This is a genomic window from Allohahella marinimesophila, from assembly GCF_039538005.1.
Lineage (GTDB): Bacteria > Pseudomonadota > Gammaproteobacteria > Pseudomonadales > Oleiphilaceae > Allohahella > Allohahella marinimesophila.
Window position 1 is genome coordinate 297,938 of record NZ_BAABBO010000011.1, and the last position, 15,622, is coordinate 313,559.

At 57.3% G+C, this 15,622-nt stretch carries 15 protein-coding genes; 3 read left to right on the top strand and 12 right to left on the bottom strand.

All coding sequences use genetic code 11. The features are described 5' to 3' along the window. Window positions 1–14: 14 nt before the first annotated feature. From phnK to ABD735_RS13610, 11 genes are all read right to left on the bottom strand, one after another. Complete coding sequence (gene phnK / locus ABD735_RS13560) at window positions 15–830, bottom strand: phosphonate C-P lyase system protein PhnK (protein ID WP_344807286.1); 816 nt, start codon at window positions 828–830, stop codon at window positions 15–17. Next, window positions 827–1,699 (bottom strand): alpha-D-ribose 1-methylphosphonate 5-phosphate C-P-lyase PhnJ, encoded by an 873-nt coding sequence (locus tag ABD735_RS13565; protein WP_344807288.1) that lies wholly within the window; start codon window positions 1,697–1,699, stop codon window positions 827–829. The genes phnK and ABD735_RS13565 overlap by 4 nt, the downstream gene beginning before the upstream one ends. After that, the gene (locus tag ABD735_RS13570; protein WP_344807290.1) at window positions 1,696–2,898 is read right to left on the bottom strand and encodes a carbon-phosphorus lyase complex subunit; all 1,203 of its coding nucleotides are present in this window, start codon (window positions 2,896–2,898) and stop codon (window positions 1,696–1,698) included. Before ABD735_RS13570 ends, ABD735_RS13565 begins: the two co-directional genes overlap by 4 nt. Continuing rightward, the gene (gene phnH / locus ABD735_RS13575; protein WP_344807292.1) at window positions 2,883–3,506 is read right to left on the bottom strand and encodes a phosphonate C-P lyase system protein PhnH; all 624 of its coding nucleotides are present in this window, start codon (window positions 3,504–3,506) and stop codon (window positions 2,883–2,885) included. Before phnH ends, ABD735_RS13570 begins: the two co-directional genes overlap by 16 nt. Then, entirely contained in the window at window positions 3,503–3,976 is a 474-nt protein-coding gene (phnG, locus tag ABD735_RS13580; RefSeq protein ID WP_344807294.1) for a phosphonate C-P lyase system protein PhnG, read from the bottom strand. The genes phnH and phnG overlap by 4 nt, the downstream gene beginning before the upstream one ends. Next, window positions 3,966–4,727: a phosphonate metabolism transcriptional regulator PhnF gene (gene phnF, locus ABD735_RS13585; protein WP_344807296.1), complete on the bottom strand. Its 762-nt coding sequence runs from the start codon at window positions 4,725–4,727 to the stop codon at window positions 3,966–3,968. The genes phnG and phnF overlap by 11 nt, the downstream gene beginning before the upstream one ends. A 46-nt stretch (window positions 4,728–4,773) precedes the next feature. Further along, the gene (gene phnE, locus ABD735_RS13590; RefSeq protein WP_344807298.1) at window positions 4,774–5,571 is read right to left on the bottom strand and encodes a phosphonate ABC transporter, permease protein PhnE; all 798 of its coding nucleotides are present in this window, start codon (window positions 5,569–5,571) and stop codon (window positions 4,774–4,776) included. A gap of 13 nt (window positions 5,572–5,584) precedes the next feature. Continuing rightward, the gene (phnD, locus tag ABD735_RS13595) at window positions 5,585–6,598 is read right to left on the bottom strand and encodes a phosphonate ABC transporter substrate-binding protein (protein ID WP_344807300.1); all 1,014 of its coding nucleotides are present in this window, start codon (window positions 6,596–6,598) and stop codon (window positions 5,585–5,587) included. 50 nt (window positions 6,599–6,648) lie between these two features. Then, window positions 6,649–7,476: a phosphonate ABC transporter ATP-binding protein gene (gene phnC, locus ABD735_RS13600; protein ID WP_344807302.1), complete on the bottom strand. Its 828-nt coding sequence runs from the start codon at window positions 7,474–7,476 to the stop codon at window positions 6,649–6,651. A 154-nt stretch (window positions 7,477–7,630) separates the two neighbouring features. Next, complete coding sequence (locus ABD735_RS13605; RefSeq protein ID WP_344807304.1) at window positions 7,631–8,893, bottom strand: aminoacetone oxidase family FAD-binding enzyme; 1,263 nt, start codon at window positions 8,891–8,893, stop codon at window positions 7,631–7,633. Window positions 8,894–8,912: 19 nt separating this feature from the next. After that, a complete protein-coding gene (locus ABD735_RS13610) occupies window positions 8,913–10,613 on the bottom strand; it encodes an FAD-dependent oxidoreductase (protein ID WP_344807306.1) in 1,701 nt (566 codons plus the stop codon). Window positions 10,614–10,738: 125 nt separating this feature from the next. On the opposite strand from ABD735_RS13610, the gene ABD735_RS13615 reads away from it, so the two are divergent. From ABD735_RS13615 to ABD735_RS13625, 3 genes are all read left to right on the top strand, one after another. Continuing rightward, window positions 10,739–12,244: a hypothetical protein gene (locus ABD735_RS13615; protein ID WP_344807308.1), complete on the top strand. Its 1,506-nt coding sequence runs from the start codon at window positions 10,739–10,741 to the stop codon at window positions 12,242–12,244. Between the two features lie 80 nt (window positions 12,245–12,324). After that, entirely contained in the window at window positions 12,325–13,455 is a 1,131-nt protein-coding gene (gene wecB / locus ABD735_RS13620) for a non-hydrolyzing UDP-N-acetylglucosamine 2-epimerase (protein WP_344807310.1), read from the top strand. Continuing rightward, window positions 13,452–14,558 carry a glycosyltransferase family 4 protein gene (locus ABD735_RS13625; RefSeq protein WP_344807312.1) on the top strand — a complete coding sequence of 369 codons (1,107 nt, stop codon included), beginning with the start codon at window positions 13,452–13,454 and terminating at the stop codon, window positions 14,556–14,558. Before wecB ends, ABD735_RS13625 begins: the two co-directional genes overlap by 4 nt. Before the next feature lie 4 nt (window positions 14,559–14,562). Here the strand turns inward: ABD735_RS13625 and ABD735_RS13630 are convergent, their stop codons facing one another. Beyond that, window positions 14,563–15,540, bottom strand: coding sequence for an SHOCT domain-containing protein (locus ABD735_RS13630; protein ID WP_344807313.1), 978 nt, complete (start codon window positions 15,538–15,540; stop codon window positions 14,563–14,565). Between the last annotated feature and the right edge of the window lie 82 nt (window positions 15,541–15,622).

Consider the following 15,622-nt stretch of genomic DNA (forward strand, 5'->3'; position numbering starts at 1 on the left):
AGTTGGCTTGATGCTCATGGTGTCAGCACCGACGACACAAGCAGCTGGCTATAGGGGTGCTGTGGATCATCAAGGATCTGGTCGGTCAGGCCCTGCTCGACCAGTTCCCCATCTTTCATGACCAGCAGCCGATGCGATAACAGCCTGGCAACGGCCAGATCGTGAGTGACCAGCACCACGGCGAGCCCAAGCTCAGCCACCAGATTGCGCAGCAGGTCGAGCAGTCGAGCCTGTACCGATACATCCAGTCCACCTGTTGGCTCGTCCATGAACATCAGCCGGGGATGTGTGACCAGGTTTCGCGCAATTTGCAGCCGCTGCTGCATGCCGCCTGAGAATGACGTCGGCTTGTCATTGACCCGCGTTGCGTCTATTTCAACTTCGCTGAGCCAGGCCTTGCTGGCGTTGTGCAGATTGCCGTAATGCCGAATCCCCGTCGCCATCAGGCGCTCGCCGATGTTGGCTCCGGCGCTGACATTCATGCGCAGGCCGTCGCTCGGATGCTGATGCACCAGGCCCCAATCGCTGCGCTGGAGCTCACGGCGGAAGCGCTCTGAGACGCTATAGATATCCACGGTACTGAGATCAGCCTTGCGGTAGACGATCGAGCCCTGCTGTGGTTCGAGCTGTCCGGACAGGCACTTCAGCAGCGTCGATTTACCCGAGCCGGACTCGCCGACGATGCCGAGGACTTCGCCCTGATAGATATCGAAGGAAACATCATCGATACCCCGTCCGTTGGCATAGTGTTTAGTGAGACCGGACACCGTTAGCAGAGGCAGTTCGCTCGCGGCAAAATAGTCGGTCGCCATCGTGCTGTGCTGGTTCATGCGCTGGTCTCCTCTGGCATGTTGCTGCGACAGAAGTCAGTGTCGGAGCAGACGTAGATGCGCTTGCCTTCGTCATCGACCACGACTTCGTCGAGGAAGGTGTTACCGGAGCCGCAGAACTCGCAGTGCTGAGTCCAGGTCTGCACTTCGAAAGGGTGATCTTCGAAGTCGAGGCTGCGCACTTTGGTATAGGGCGGCACGGCATAGATCCGCTTTTCCCGACCTGCACCGAACAGCTGCAGCGCAGGGCTGTTGTCCAACTTCGGGTTGTCGAACTTGGGAATGGGCGATGGATCCATGATGTAGTGGTCGTTCACTCGCACCGGGTAGGCGTAGGTGGTGGCAATATGGCCGTGATGAGCGATGTCTTCATACAATTTGATATGCATGACACCGTATTCGCGCAGGGCATGCATGGTACGCGTCTCACTTTCCCTCGGCTCGATGAAGCGCAAGGGCTCGGGTATCGGCACCTGAAACACGATGATCTGATCCGCCTGTAGTGGCGTTTCCGGAATACGATGCCGGGTCTGTATCACGGTTGCATCGCGGGTCCGCTCTGTGGTCTCGACGCCGGTGGTGCGGGCAAAGAAGCGCCGTATACTGACAGCGTTAGTCGTGTCGTCTGCACCCTGGTCGATGACCTTCAGCACATCATCGATGCCGATGATGGCAGCCGTCACCTGAATGCCGCCGGTACCCCAGCCATAGGGCAGAGGCATCTCGCGGCCAGCAAATGGCACCTGATAGCCCGGGATGGCAACGGCTTTGAGCAGGGCTCGGCGGAGCATGCGTTTGGTCTGTTCGTCCAGATAGGCGAAGTTGTAGCCGGCTTCAGTATTGGCGTGGGTGGCCTGATGACTGGTCATGACTGAGGCTCCGTCAGCACGGCATCTGGTTTATTCTGCCGACCGGCGTATGTGGTTCTGTCTGCTTCGGCCTGGGCGGCTTGCGCCGCTTTGCGGTCTTCATACTCCGCGCGCAGGCGTCGCAGTAGCACCAGTTCGGACTGGAAATCGACGTAGTGCGGCAGCTTGAGGTGCGACACAAAGCCGGACGCGTCGAGGTTGTCACAGTGGGCGAGTACAAATTCCTCATCCTGAGCGGGTGATTCCGCTTCTTCTCCAAGTTCCCGCGCACGCAAGGCCCTGTCGACCAGCGCCATGGCCATCGCCTTGCGCTCGCTTCGGCCAAACACCAGACCATAGCCCCGCGTGAAGCGTGGTTTGGTGGTACCGTCGCCAGAGAACTGGTTGATCATGTCGCACTCGGTGACTTCGATATCGCCGATAACCACCGGGAAGCCGAGCTCCTCAGGGACAATCTCGACGGCGACATCACCACTGCGGATTTCTCCGGCAAAGGGGTGATTGCGACCGTAGCCACGTTGGGTGGAGTAGGCCAACGCCAGCAGGAAGCCTTCGTCACCTCGCGCCAGCGCCTGAAGGCGGACGTCGCGAGGGGCTGGAAAGCTCAAGGGGTCTCTGGTGAGATCGCCTGGTACTTCAGGCTCATCAGAGGCGGGGCGCGCTGCAGAGGCTGCCTCGATCAAGCCTTCACGATTCAGCAACTCGAGAATCTTGGGGCAGGGCTCAACCGTCTCATCGGCCATGGCGGCAGACTGAACACCTGCGTCAGCTGAGTTCGGGTCGGTCTCGGCGTCTGCCAGCAGCGTGAAATCAAGCAGCCTGTGGCTATAGTCATAGGTAGGGCCGAGCACCTGACCGCCAGGAAGGTCCTTGAAGCTGGCAGAAATTCTACGACGAACGCTCATATCACTGCTCTCCATGGGCTTCGTACCATAGAGTCTTGGCAATGTGCTGCGGTAGGCCCGAAGCAGAAAGACGGCTTCGATGGGATCACCACTCGACTGCTTCAGTGCCAATGCCGCCAGCTCAGGATCGTACAGCGAACCTTCGGTCATGACCCGGTCGACCGCAAGGCGAAGCTGTTCGCGAATCTGGTCGACCCGCAGGACGGGAATGCTGCGATCTCCGCGGCGATTATCAGCCAGCCAGCAGTGGGCGGCATCAATGGCCTGTTCGCCACCTTTTACTGCGACGTACATGTTGCCTCCTTCGAAACAGATTCGGTGATAAGGGACAGGCGGGTAGTTCGAGGCAGCGCCATCAGTTGATGCCCAGCTGTCAGAATGAGATCCACCCCACAAGGGAAGGCCGCGCGATTGCTCTGCCACTGCGCAACCCATTCGGCGCCAATGCCATCCACAGCGATGCTTCGCTCGGTATCGATACCCGGTCCTTCGAGTCGCAAGGGCTCCCCATGGGCCAGGGAGTCCAGCTGAACAATCAGGGTGCACGACCGATCTGGATACTCGTCAGACCCCTGGTCGAAGGTGCTCAGCGGCGTCGAAAGTGCTGGACCGACAATCGCAAAATCCGCTTCTGCAGCCTGTTCGGTATAAGGGCAGCCAGTATGAAAACGCAGCGCTTCGATGCTTGCATCCGTTCGCAGAGTCGGCTCGATCCAGACTTTGGTATCGAGATCTGCCAGCGCAAGACAGGCTTGCCAGGCAGCACTGTTCAGACCCGTTGGCGCCTCCAGATTCTCCAGGTCGAACGTGCGTCCTGGTTCAGCCATTGCACCGAGAATATGACGGAAAATCTGCTGCGACTGTGTACAGGCATCCTGCAGGCCACTGACCATCGTGCTCATTCTGATTCCCCTCTGACCATGGTCATGAAGTTGACTTTCGTGGCGGCGGCACGCCGTGACTCATCGTCGCGCTGAGCCAGCCAGGCTTGTTCGAGTGGTGCGATGAGTGCGGCTTCATGAGTAGCCGGATCAAGCTGTAACAGAAGGTCGAATATGGCAGCCAGTTCGGCATGACGGCGCTTTCGCCCGGACACATAGCCGAAGCCACGGACGCCCGACTCGTCTTCGACTGCGCAACGTGTCATGGTCATCTCGCCGACGTTGAAGGCGTCTCCAGTGCCCCCCATGCGGCCACGGACCAGCGCGAGCCCGCATTCCGGTTGACGGATAAACCTGAATTCAGGCAACTGTGGGAGTGTGCTGTAGTAGCGCTCCAAGGATGGTGTATCGGCTCGTGCGAGCACGCTGATCACGCGCTGTCTCTGGCGCGTCTCAGGGCTGCTCTCGCGCAAGGCGGAATCATTGCTCATGACAGGATTCTCTGATTGATGAAGTGTCTACCGCCGCTGGGGCGGAGTGCTCAGCCGTCGGCTGAACGCGATATTCAAAAGCGTCGCAGCGGCTGCGTGCGACGCTGTACTCAAGCACCGCACCGGTGCTGACACAGACGTTGTTGGAGCGGACTTTGAGTAAGGGCATGTTGCGAGGAAACTGCAGCAGTATCGACTCGCGCCTGGTCGGCATGACGGCCGAGATAAGGCCCTGACGCCGACTGAGGCGCCGCCCGAGATGTGTGCCGATACAGCCATGTAGCGATCCACCCTGATATAGCCGAGCGATATCGGGTAGTTCGGTGGCATTCAGGTAATGGCTGATCAGTGTGACCGGGCGACCGTCCACGCTGCGAAGCGTCTCGATCAACTGCACGGGACTACCGGGCGCGATCCACATGGCCTGGGCCAGCGCCTCATCGGCCGTCATCAATTTTCGATCGACAATACTGGCTTCTGCGTGATGGCCGGAGGCTTCGACTGACTCGGTAAATCGTGCTCTTGCCGCGATATCGTATTCCACCGCATGTTCGATAATCTGCGTGCCTCGCCCGTGCTGGCGCAGCAGCATGCCGGCGTCAATCAACTCATCCACGGCTCGGCGGAGGGTATGTCGGTTGATCGAGAAGCGTTGTGCCAGAACAGCTTCCGAGGGCAGATAATCTCCGCTACGAAAGTTCTGTCTGATCTCCTGCTCGAGTGCACGGGCAACTTCCTGATACACAGCCATCAGTAGCTCCCTGCTTGTCTAGACAAGGCTGAGCAAAAAAACAGGCTCATATGAACCTCTTGCGTATGGCCTGTGAAGCGACATCGAGGGCCGACACCACCAGGATAATGATGATCATGATCGCGCAGGTTTGGGCGAACTGAAAACTGCGAATGTTCTCCCAGAGAAGCACGCCAATGCCGCCGGCACCGACCATCCCGACCACCGTGGCCGACCTGACATTCGATTCGAAACGATAGAGCGCGTAGGAGATCCAGAGCGGCATGATCTGCGGAATGACACCAAAGATGACTTCCTGCAGCGCATTCGCGCCAGTGGCCCTGACGCCTTCTACCGGGCCAGGTTCAATCGCCTCGACAGCCTCGGCGAACAGCTTCGCAAGTACGCCGGTCGTGTGAACGAACAGCGCTAACACGCCTGCGAAAGGTCCAAGTCCGACTGCCACCACAAAAAGCATGGCAAAGACGATTTCATTGATGGCCCTGAATGAATCCATGACTCGACGCAGTGGCTGATGAATCCACCACGGGGTTATGTTTTCAGCACACAGAATACCGAAGGGTATGGCGAGAATTACTGCGAGCAGTGTGCCCCAGAGGGCGATTTGCACAGTGGCCACCATTTCTTCCAGATACATCCGCCAATAAGTGAAATCTGGCGGAAAGAAATCAGCCGCAAAGGTGGCCATGTTGCCGCTGTCCGTGATGAGGTCCATCGGCCGCATTTCGGCGCCATTCCAGGACCAGACCAGGACCGCCAGCAGCAGACCCCAGCCCAGCAGGCGGAGCCAGCTGGTTTTCACTGGATCTTTAACGATCGGTGTGGGGGCTGTTACTGGCTGCATGCTGTTTCCCCGACTACTGAATAGCAGCTTGCTGTTTTTCAATCACTGCCTGACGCTGACTCAGCTCATTGAGCTGCTTGTCGATCTCAGCAATCTTTCCGGCTTTCTCGTCTTCAGCCAGGTTGGCATTCTGTTCGAGTTCCTGCTTGGTCTTGAACAGTTCAAGCTGACGGATTGGGAGCAGCTGATAATTGCTTGATTCGATGAAGGGTGCCCACTGAAGAGCAGCCAGAACTTCTTTCTCGGCAGCATCTTCAGTGCCGTAGGTGAGAAAGAAGTCCTTGATCTTCGCCTTCACGTCTTCGGGCAATTCCTTGTTCCAGACAATTGGGTCAGCCGGAATGAGTGGAGACTTCCAGAGAACTTTCAGCTTGGCGTATTGCTCAGGATTGGTGATTTCGAGTCTGCGCATGCTCTCAGTATTGTTGGTCGCTACGTCGAGCTGACCATTGGCAACAGATAGCAGGTTGACTTCGTGGCTGGCATTGACCGTCCGCTTGAACGCTTTCTTGGCATCTACGCCATTCAGGGCAAACACGTAATAGCCTGGGACCAGATAGCCTGATGTAGAGTTTGGATCGCCATTACCGAAATTCAGGTCTTTAGCGTTATCGAGCACGTCCTGCATCGTGTTCAGCTTCTCGTTGTCCTTGCGGGCAATAAGGAGTGACCAGTAGCCAGGATTGCCTTCACTATCCACTGTCTGAGCAAAGATCTCGCCATTGGCACGATCAACGGCTTCCATGGCTGACTTGTTGCCGTACCAGGCCACATCGACCTTGCCGAAGCGCATGCCCTGGATGATGCCGGCATAGTCAGAAGCAAAGAAAGCGTTGACCTCTATGCCCAGCTCTTCCTGCATATCGTCGAGGAAGGGCGTCCAGGTGGACTTGAGGTTCTGTGATGACTCTGTCGAGATGATGCCGAAGTTGATTTCCTCTACCTTTTTGTCTGCAGCCAGTGCAATGCCGCTGGTGGCCACTGCGATGCCGCTGGCGAGTGAAAGTGTGCGAAGCCAATGTTTCATGTCAGTTCTCCTGAACCTGGGTTGAGTCGATTTCTTATGGTGCGAAGTGATCAGGCGATCGCCAGACCACCAGCAATTTTGAGCGGAGCTCTAGCCGGTAGTGCCGGTTCGTCGTTGAAAGTGGTCGTGCCGTAAATGGCGTTAAGGCGTGCGGGGGTCAGCATGGCTGAGGGGCCATCGAACACGATATGGCCGTCCTTCAGTGCTATCGCCCTGGGGCAGAACTTGCAGGCGTAGTCGACTTGATGCAGCGTCACGACAACCGTCTTGCCATCACGCTCGTTGATGTCTGCCAATATCTCCATCACCTTGCGCGAAGATTCCGGGTCGAGCGATGCAATGGGCTCGTCAGCCAGTATCAGTTCAGCTTGCTGGGTGAGGGCGCGGGCGATGGCGACGCGCTGCTGCTGCCCACCGGATAGTCGAGAGGCTCGTTGATTGACGAAGGCATCCATACCGACGCGACGCAATGACTCCAGCGCCAGCGCCTGCTCTTCCTTGGTAAAGAAGCTGAGGCAACCCCGCCAGGTAGAAATCCGTCCCAGCGCTCCGATAAGCACGTTGCTCATGACACTCATGCGATTGACGAGGTTGTATTGCTGAAAGATGTAGCCAATCTTCGAGCGCGTCTGACGCACGTCGGAGTCAAGTTTTCCCTTCACCTGCACCGGGCTGCCGAGTACGTCTATGCGACCCTGTTCGCGGTCACCCTGCGAGAGTCCGGAAAGATGTCGAAGCAGGGTAGATTTGCCGGAACCGGATGGGCCGATAAGGGCCACCATTTCGCCAGGTGCAATAGACAGACTGATATCGTGTAGTGCCTTTCCACCCTTGCCGAAGGTTTTGGATAGATTGGTGACGCGAATAACTGATTCCATAGAGCCTCTCGATGCCAGGCGTCAGATAACGCGACCGGCGTATTGATTCGAAGGGCCCCAGTATCGGGACGGGATGTGACACTGCCATGTCGTCTAGATGACTCATTTATGACAGTGAGATGAAAAGGCTGGAAGTGGGGCGGACAACTCGCGGCTAGAGGCTGGCGGCCAGGCCTCTGCCAGCGAGATAGCCACCGGTCCAGGCGGCCTGAAAATTGAAACCACCGGTCAGGGCATCGATGTCGATGACTTCGCCAGCCAGGTAGAGCCCCGGGAATCGCCGGGCGGCGAAGCTGCGGAAGTCGACTTCGGAACGTGCAACACCGCCAGCGGTCACGAATTCGTCCTTATTGGTGCTCTTGCCGTTGATCTTCAGAAGACTGTTGGTGAGCATATCAGCGAGCCGCTTCGCCTCCTCGCGCCCGAGATCCGCCCAACGTTGATCAGGGGCGACGCCGGCGTGCTCCGCAAGACTGGCAAAGAGTCGCGAGGGCAGCGAGAATGGATTGTTGCCAATTATTTTCTTTTTTGCCAGGGCAGGTCTGGCGAGATTGATCTGATCGATGGCTTCGGGGGTTGAGCATTGGCCAAGCCAGTTGATTCGTAGACCGAATTGATACTGGCAACCAGCCAGTTCTTTGGCGCCCCATGCCGACAATCGCAGGATGGCGGGCCCACTGACCCCACGATGTGTGACGAGGAGTGGGCCATTCGCCTCGATCCCCGACCGTTTATCGGCTGATTCAATCTGCACGTGAGCATTCTGCACGCTCACGCCAGCAAGATCCCGCAAACGGGTATCACGGGTATCGAAGGCAAACAGTGATGGCACCGCCGGCACGATGTCGAGACCCAGCGCCGTCAATGATCGCCAGATGTGGGGACTGCTTCCGGAGCAGACGATGACGGCATCGCCCTCAAAGCGCTCGTGCCCAGCAGTAGAGACACACCAGCTCGATGCCGCATTTTCTGACGTTAATGGTAGCGCCTCGATGCTGCCGACCCTCTGGTTCATCAGCTGCCTGATGCCCAGACGATCAGCAGCTGAGATCAGTGCGTCGATTATTGTCTGGGAAGAATCGGTAACAGGGAACATCCTGCCGTCCGCTTCGGTCTTCAGTGCGACGCCTTCTGCCTCGAACCAGGCGACGGTATCCATGGCGCCGAAGTGGTAGAAGGGGCCGAGCAGTTCTTTTTCGCCACGTGGATAAAAAGCGACGAGATCGCTCGCATCGGGGCAGTCGTGGGTGACATTGCAACGGCCGCCACCAGATATCTTTACCTTGCCCAAGGGTGATGAGCTGCCTTCGAGTATAGTGATGCGCGCTTCGCGTCCTGCCTCTTGAAAGGCAGTCGCCGCAGCAATCGCGGCGAAGTATCCGGCTGCCCCGCCACCAACGATCAGAATTTCCTTCATACTACTTATGCACCGAACATCAGTCTGTCGAATCATTCAGATAACTGTGCACATGCTGAACGCACACAGAACCCTCGCCCACCCCGGAAGCCACCCGTTTAACCGATCCCGAACGCACATCGCCCACTGCAAAGATCCCTTCGATTGAACTTGTGAATGGCGACGACGGCTGCGAACCGTTGACCGCAGCACCAGTCAGCACGAAGCCCTCCTTGTCCAACTGCAGGCAACCGCCGAGCCAGTCCGTATTCGGCACGGCGCCTATCATCACGAATACATTGCGGATCTCATGCGTTTCAGGTGATGCCTGCCCGCGTTTCTGCCAGCTGACCTGTTTCAGAAATCGGTCCCCATCCAGCGCCGTCAATTCGGTCGCAGTATGAACGCTAATGGCTGATGAGTCTTCTATGCGCTGGATCAGATAGTCCGACATGGTCTCGGCCAGCGTGTCGTTCCGAACCAGCATATACACATGCCTGGCGTGTCGTGACAGAAAGACGGCAGCCTGGCCGGATGAGTTTCCTCCGCCGACCACGACCACGTCTTCACCGGTGCAGAGCTGGGCTTCCATCGCTGTGGCAGCATAGTGGATGCCCTGGCCTTCATACTGGCTATAGTTCGGCAGGTCGAGGGTCCGGTAGGTCGCACCCGAAGCAATTACGATGGCTCGGGCCGTCACCGAACATTCGTCTGCGATATGGATGGCAAAGGGACGTGTCGAGCAGTCTAGGCGGCTGGCGGCACGCGAGACAGCAAACCGTGCACCGAATTTCTGCGCCTGAATCCAGGCCCGGCCCGCCAGCGCCTGGCCCGAAATCCCGACCGGGAACCCAAGATAGTTTTCAATTTTGGAGCTGGTGCCCGCCTGACCGCCGGGTGCTTCGACCTCGATAACCAGCGTATTGAGACTTTCGGACGCAGCATACACGGTGGCTGAAAGGCCCGAGGGGCCGGCGCCGACCACTACGAGATCATACACCTCGTCTTTTTCCAGGTGTTCAGTGAGGCCCAGCTGATCGGCAAGTTCCGGATTGCTCGGCTGGTAAAGTACTGCCTGACGGGGGCTGACGACGACCGGTAGCCGTGACATGTCGATGCAATGACTGCTGGCAAACCGTTCAGCCTCGGGCGACCCGTCGGCAGGCAGCAAGTGGTTCGGATAGCCGTTGCGCTCAAGAAAGCGTCGAATCCGCAGGGCTTCGCCCTCGTTGTCTTCAGCGAAAACAGTTACGCCTGCCTGTTCATGATTGATAACACCGGTACGGCGAAGAATCAGCGCGCGCATGATCTTGTCGCTGATAGCCTGCTCAGTGCTCATCATCCTGTAGAACTGACTGCGCGAAATGCGCAAGAGCTCACTCGGCTCAGCTGCGCGGCCGCCCACGAGCACCATGCGGTCATTGAACAGATCGAGTTCGCCGCTGAACTGTCGAGCCGTGTGCAATGCGAACACGTGCGGCACGTTTTCGGTATCGAGCTCGAAAATCTCAATGGCGCCGCTCAGTACCAGCAGGAAATCGACCCCACGGTCGCCGCGCGAAAACAGGATGTCGCCCTGGCCGTAATGTTCAACGCAGCCATACGGCCTCAGACGCTCGATCTCTTCATCATCGAGTTGGGGGAATGTCTGCTGCTCTCTTGCATAAGGGTCGCTTGGATCGAGCGCATCATGCAAGTTCGCATCAACCGTTCTCGCCCGGGAATCGTTGTTGCGGGTCATGACCAGGCCTCTCTTGAGCATTGTTGTATGTGCCGATGACTGGCAGACGGCCTGCATGGTAGCATTCGCGCCCGAGTTGGCGAGGTAAATGCCGCAAGCCAGCGCCTAATTTCTGCAAGGTCGACATGCGTACGATGCGAGCAAAGCAAAGTCTTACTATCCTCCTGAATCGAAGTATTGAACATCCCTACGTCACCACCTTCGTGCTCTGCCTGCTTGGCGCGCTGATCAAGATACTATTGGTGAGCTATCCGCTCAGTAGCGATGGTGCCCTGTATCTGACCGTCGCCAGAGTCTTCTCCCAGGAAGGCTTCGATGCTGCCCTCGCGCTGTACTATTACCCGTTTCTCTCGATACTGATCTCGCTGGTGAGCGATGTTACCGGAATGAGCCTGCTCCATGCAGGGCAGCTGGTTTGCGTGGGGCTGGCTACGCTGACGAGTCTGAGCTTCGTTTATATAGTCAGGCAGCATGATCGCGGATGGGCGACGACCCTGGCGGCTATATTGCTCATCGTGCTGCTCCCCCAGCTCAATGAACTCAAGGAGCAGGTCTACCGGGATTTCGGGCTATGGGCCTTTACACTGGCTGCGCTTGCCAGCCTGATTCACTTCGAGCGGGGGGCAACCAGATGGTTCTTCCTGCTGTGGTTCGTGTTGCAGTGTCTTGCAGGTCTGTTCAAGCAGGAAGGCTTCGTGCCCCTGTTGGCGCCATTCGTACTGGCCTTTACGGGCGGCAGCCGGACCCGTGTGTTCCGTTCCCCCCTCGTGTTGATGAGCGGACTGATCATTGGTGCTGTCGTTGGCTTGCTGTATTACCTCAATCGCCATGATCTGCACTGGGCACTGCAATACACCGATCGACTCGGCAGCATCCCGGAACACATTACGAGCCAGGCGGCGATCCTTGGTGAGACTGTACTCAACCAGTATTCGGATCGCCACGCCACAGGTCTCTATCTCTGGATGCTCGCAGTTCTGCTGCTGCTATCTTTGATCAAGGCCTTCAAGACTGCAGTCATCATTCCGGTCTTGTATCTGCTGTCCATGGCTTGGCGCAACAGTTCAATAGCGCCTGCCCTGAAAGCCTACATCGTGCTGGTAGCACTACCGGTCATCATGTTCTGCATCGAATATCAATTCGTGGCAGCGCGCTACATGATGCTTCTCGTCCTGTTGATACTGGCGGCCGTGCTCCCCGGGCTGATTCAGCAGTGGAGCAGGTTTCCCAAAACTGCCAGGGTGATCGCCATCCTCCTGGGTCTTTCCCTCACGGTGGAAAGCTTCTCGGTCTCGGTCTTCAACGACGGCCATTTGAAATCGGCAGAGCGCTGGCTGGAGGAGAATACTGCGCCGGAAGCAAGAGTCTTCAGCAACGCCCGGGCCATTACCTTCGTGCTTGACCGCCTGGATGAACCACGTGACGCCATGAGGAATAGACCGAAATCAGCAGAGGATCGCTATGATTACTATCTGCATCTCAGCAGCCGTAAGCACCCAAGCGCTCCTCCGTTCGAAACAGGCCCCGCGCTAGCCACATTCACGGCTGAAAAAGGCAAGCAGGCAGACATTTTCTATCTGGGCACACCGGCTGACCGCGAACCAGTTCAGCCGGAAGCGCAAGGCCACTAGATGCACCAGGTTGTGGCGGAGCGCGTGCGAGGTTAACCTCGAGCTTTGAAGCTGAATAATCTGTAGAGGATATGAGTCGGATGCGAGTGCTGCTGGTCTTTGGAACGCGACCTGAGGCCATAAAGATGGCGCCATTGGTGCATCGCCTGAAATCGACTGACTGTGACGTGCGTGTCTGTGTGACAGCGCAGCACAGATCCATGCTCGATCAGGTGCTGGCGTTGTTTAACATCGAACCCGACTACGATCTCGATGTGATGCTGCCGAACCAGGATCTGACCGACCTCACAGCCAGACTCCTGCCTGGCTTGAGGGACGTGCTGGTAGATTTCCGTCCCGACTGGGTGGGGGTTCATGGTGATACTTCGACCACACTGACGGCGAGCCTGGCTGCCTTTTATCAGCAGATCCCGGTATTTCATGTCGAGGCCGGACTTCGAACCGGTAATATGCGGTCTCCCTGGCCGGAAGAGATGAACCGCCGTTTGACGGGCGCGCTTGCCCAGCTGCATTTTGCGCCGACAGACATGGCCAGGCAAAACCTCCTGAAAGAAAATATCCCGGACTCGCAAATCCTGGTAACCGGCAACACGGTCATCGATGCGCTCCTGTCAGTCGTGGCACAGCTGGAAAATAATGAGAGCATTGCTGGCGAATGCCGGGCAGCCTTGCCGTTGTCGGATAAAGTCATGTCTGCTCAGATCCTCCTGGTGACCGGACATCGCCGTGAAAACTTCGGCAGTGGCTTCGATAGCATCTGCGAAGCACTGAAATCGCTGGCCGCTGCAAAACCAGACTTGCACATCGTCTATCCAGTGCATCTCAATCCTAATGTACGTGAGCCAGTGAACCGGATTCTGAGTGGGGTAGACAATGTTCATCTCATCGAGCCCTTGGAATATCTGCCCTTTGTCTACCTGATGATGGCGTCACACCTTGTTCTGACGGATTCCGGTGGTGTGCAGGAGGAGGCGCCGTCGCTTGGCAAGCCAGTGCTGGTCATGCGGGATACCACGGAGCGTCCGGAGGCTGTGGCGGCCGGTACAGTCAGGCTCGTCGGCACCGATGGTCAAAAGATTTCGCAGGGTGTGCTTGAACTGCTGGATGACGAAGCGCTCTATCAGAGCATGGCCTTCGCTCACAATCCCTATGGCGACGGGCAGGCATCCGCACGAATTACCGATCGATTGCTCAAGGAGTCCGGATCATGAGGGCGATGAAAGTCGTGATGGTGTCCAATGAGTTTCCTCCCAGCGTAGGCGGGGTGCAGACGCATGTGCACGAACTGGCCAAGGCGATGGTCCGAGGCGGAAACCGTGTCGTCGTGGTGACCCGACAGTCGGATGGGGCCCTGCCTGATTCCGAAATCATGGATGGCATCGATGTTCGCCGATATCCACTGCCGAACAGCCATCTGTTCTATGACTTCAAGCTGCGCCGAATTCTGAAGAAGCTCATATCTACCGAGGGTTTCGAAGTCGTGCACATTCACGGCATGCGTCCACTGTCAGCGGCCAAAGGCCTGGGTGTGCCGGTAGTCTTTACCAATCACACCTCGTCCTTTCTGAAACGGGCGACCCAGGGCCCCAAGGTATTGGAAAAGATGCGTCGACAACTGGTGATCGCCGATATGGTACTGGCCCCCAGCGACGAACTCGTCCAGGCCACCCTGGCAACTGGCTACGACAAGCCCCCGCGTTTCATTTCCAATGGGGCGGATACTAACCGTTTCTATCCGAGATCATCAGACCTGAGGTCCCGTCTGAATATTCCGGTAGATGCTTTCGTAGTCGTACTGGCCAGGCGGCTCGTTGAGAAGAACGGTGTCCTGTATTTTGCCAAGGCGATTGCTGACCTCGACTTGCCCAAACTGCATGTGCTGGTCGCTGGCGATGGCGCGGAACGGGCCGAATTTGAACGCATCATCAAGGCGGCGGGACGCTCCGAAAACGTGCACATGCTTGGTGCCGTGGCGAATACGGATATGCCTGGGGTTTTCAGTGCCGGAGACGTGGGCATCCTCCCGTCACTGATGGAGGCGACCAGTATTGCCGGTCTCGAAGCCATGGCCTGTGGCCTACCATTGATTGGCACCAGGGTAGGTGGGATACCAGTCATCATCGATGACAGGCGCTCAGGCATTCTGGTCGAGCCGCGCTCACCCGAAGCGCTGGCCGAGGCGATTTCCGAGCTCTACCATGACCGGGACCTCGCCGCTGCCATGGGTAAAACCAGCCTCGAGCTGGCCAGACAGAAATTCTCCTGGGACGTTATCGCGGCAGAGACCGTGGCCTGTTACCGATCGGCTCGCTAGGGCTCTACAGGCGCTTGAGCAACTCGGTTTTCTTCGTCGAGTACTCATCTTCGCTGATGTAGCCCTTGTCTTTCAGACCGGCCAGTTTTTCAATGGCGGCGAAGACATCGCTTTCCGCGAGGCTGGACGAGTCGGACTGCTGCGAGAAAGGCTGCGGCTGATTGGTGTTCTGCTGGGGTGTCTGCTCAAGCTGATTGTTCTGAGTCGACTGATTGTTCTGGTTCGAGTTCTGATTGGTATTCGAATTCTGATTTGAGTTCGAATTCTGGTTCTGACTCGATCCATCAGGCGAAACGATTGGCAGCTGGTTTGCATTCACCAGGCCATACTGGCTGGAGAAGGTCAGCGAAGTATCACCACCCTGTTGCTGCGACACGCCGCCGATCTGATGATCCAGTGTGTCGTACACGGTCACCTGACCATTGAGTTCAACCGCCAGGCGATGGGTCGCCGGGAATACGGCATAGCGAATGTTGTTCTGCCCGCCGGTCGATGACGCTGCACCGAGACCATCCGGCCACCAGTTGTTGCCACCGAAATTACCGCCCTGAGCAAAGTTGCCCTGCTGCTGGGAGTTGCCCTGACTCTGATAGCCACCGCCCTGGCCCTGCTGCTGAAAACCACCGCCACTACTTTGCTGCTGACCGGAGCCACCAGTGTTCTGCTGCTGCCCGGAATTGCTGTAACTCTGCTTCTTCACTGGCACGAAGAGTTGTTCCTGCTGCTGAAGCAGCCGCGACAACTCGCCGCAGACATTGTCTACTGAGGCCTTCAGGCCATAGTTGAACATGTCGCCCACCATGGTCATGCCGCCCTGCATCCACTGGCCACCACCGCCGAATTCTGGGCAGTTGAACTGTGCCATGGTGCCGTTGCCGTTCATGACGGCATAGAGCATGCACATGATGGCATCGGTAGACACGCCGTAGCGGGAAGCCATATCGTTGATGGTACGTTGGCCGTATTCGGTAAGGGTTTGCATTTCAAATTCTCCATGGATTGCAGTGGTCTGTTTCGGCAGAATGTCAGTTAGTGATGCCGTTTCAGAGTGACTACGGGATAAA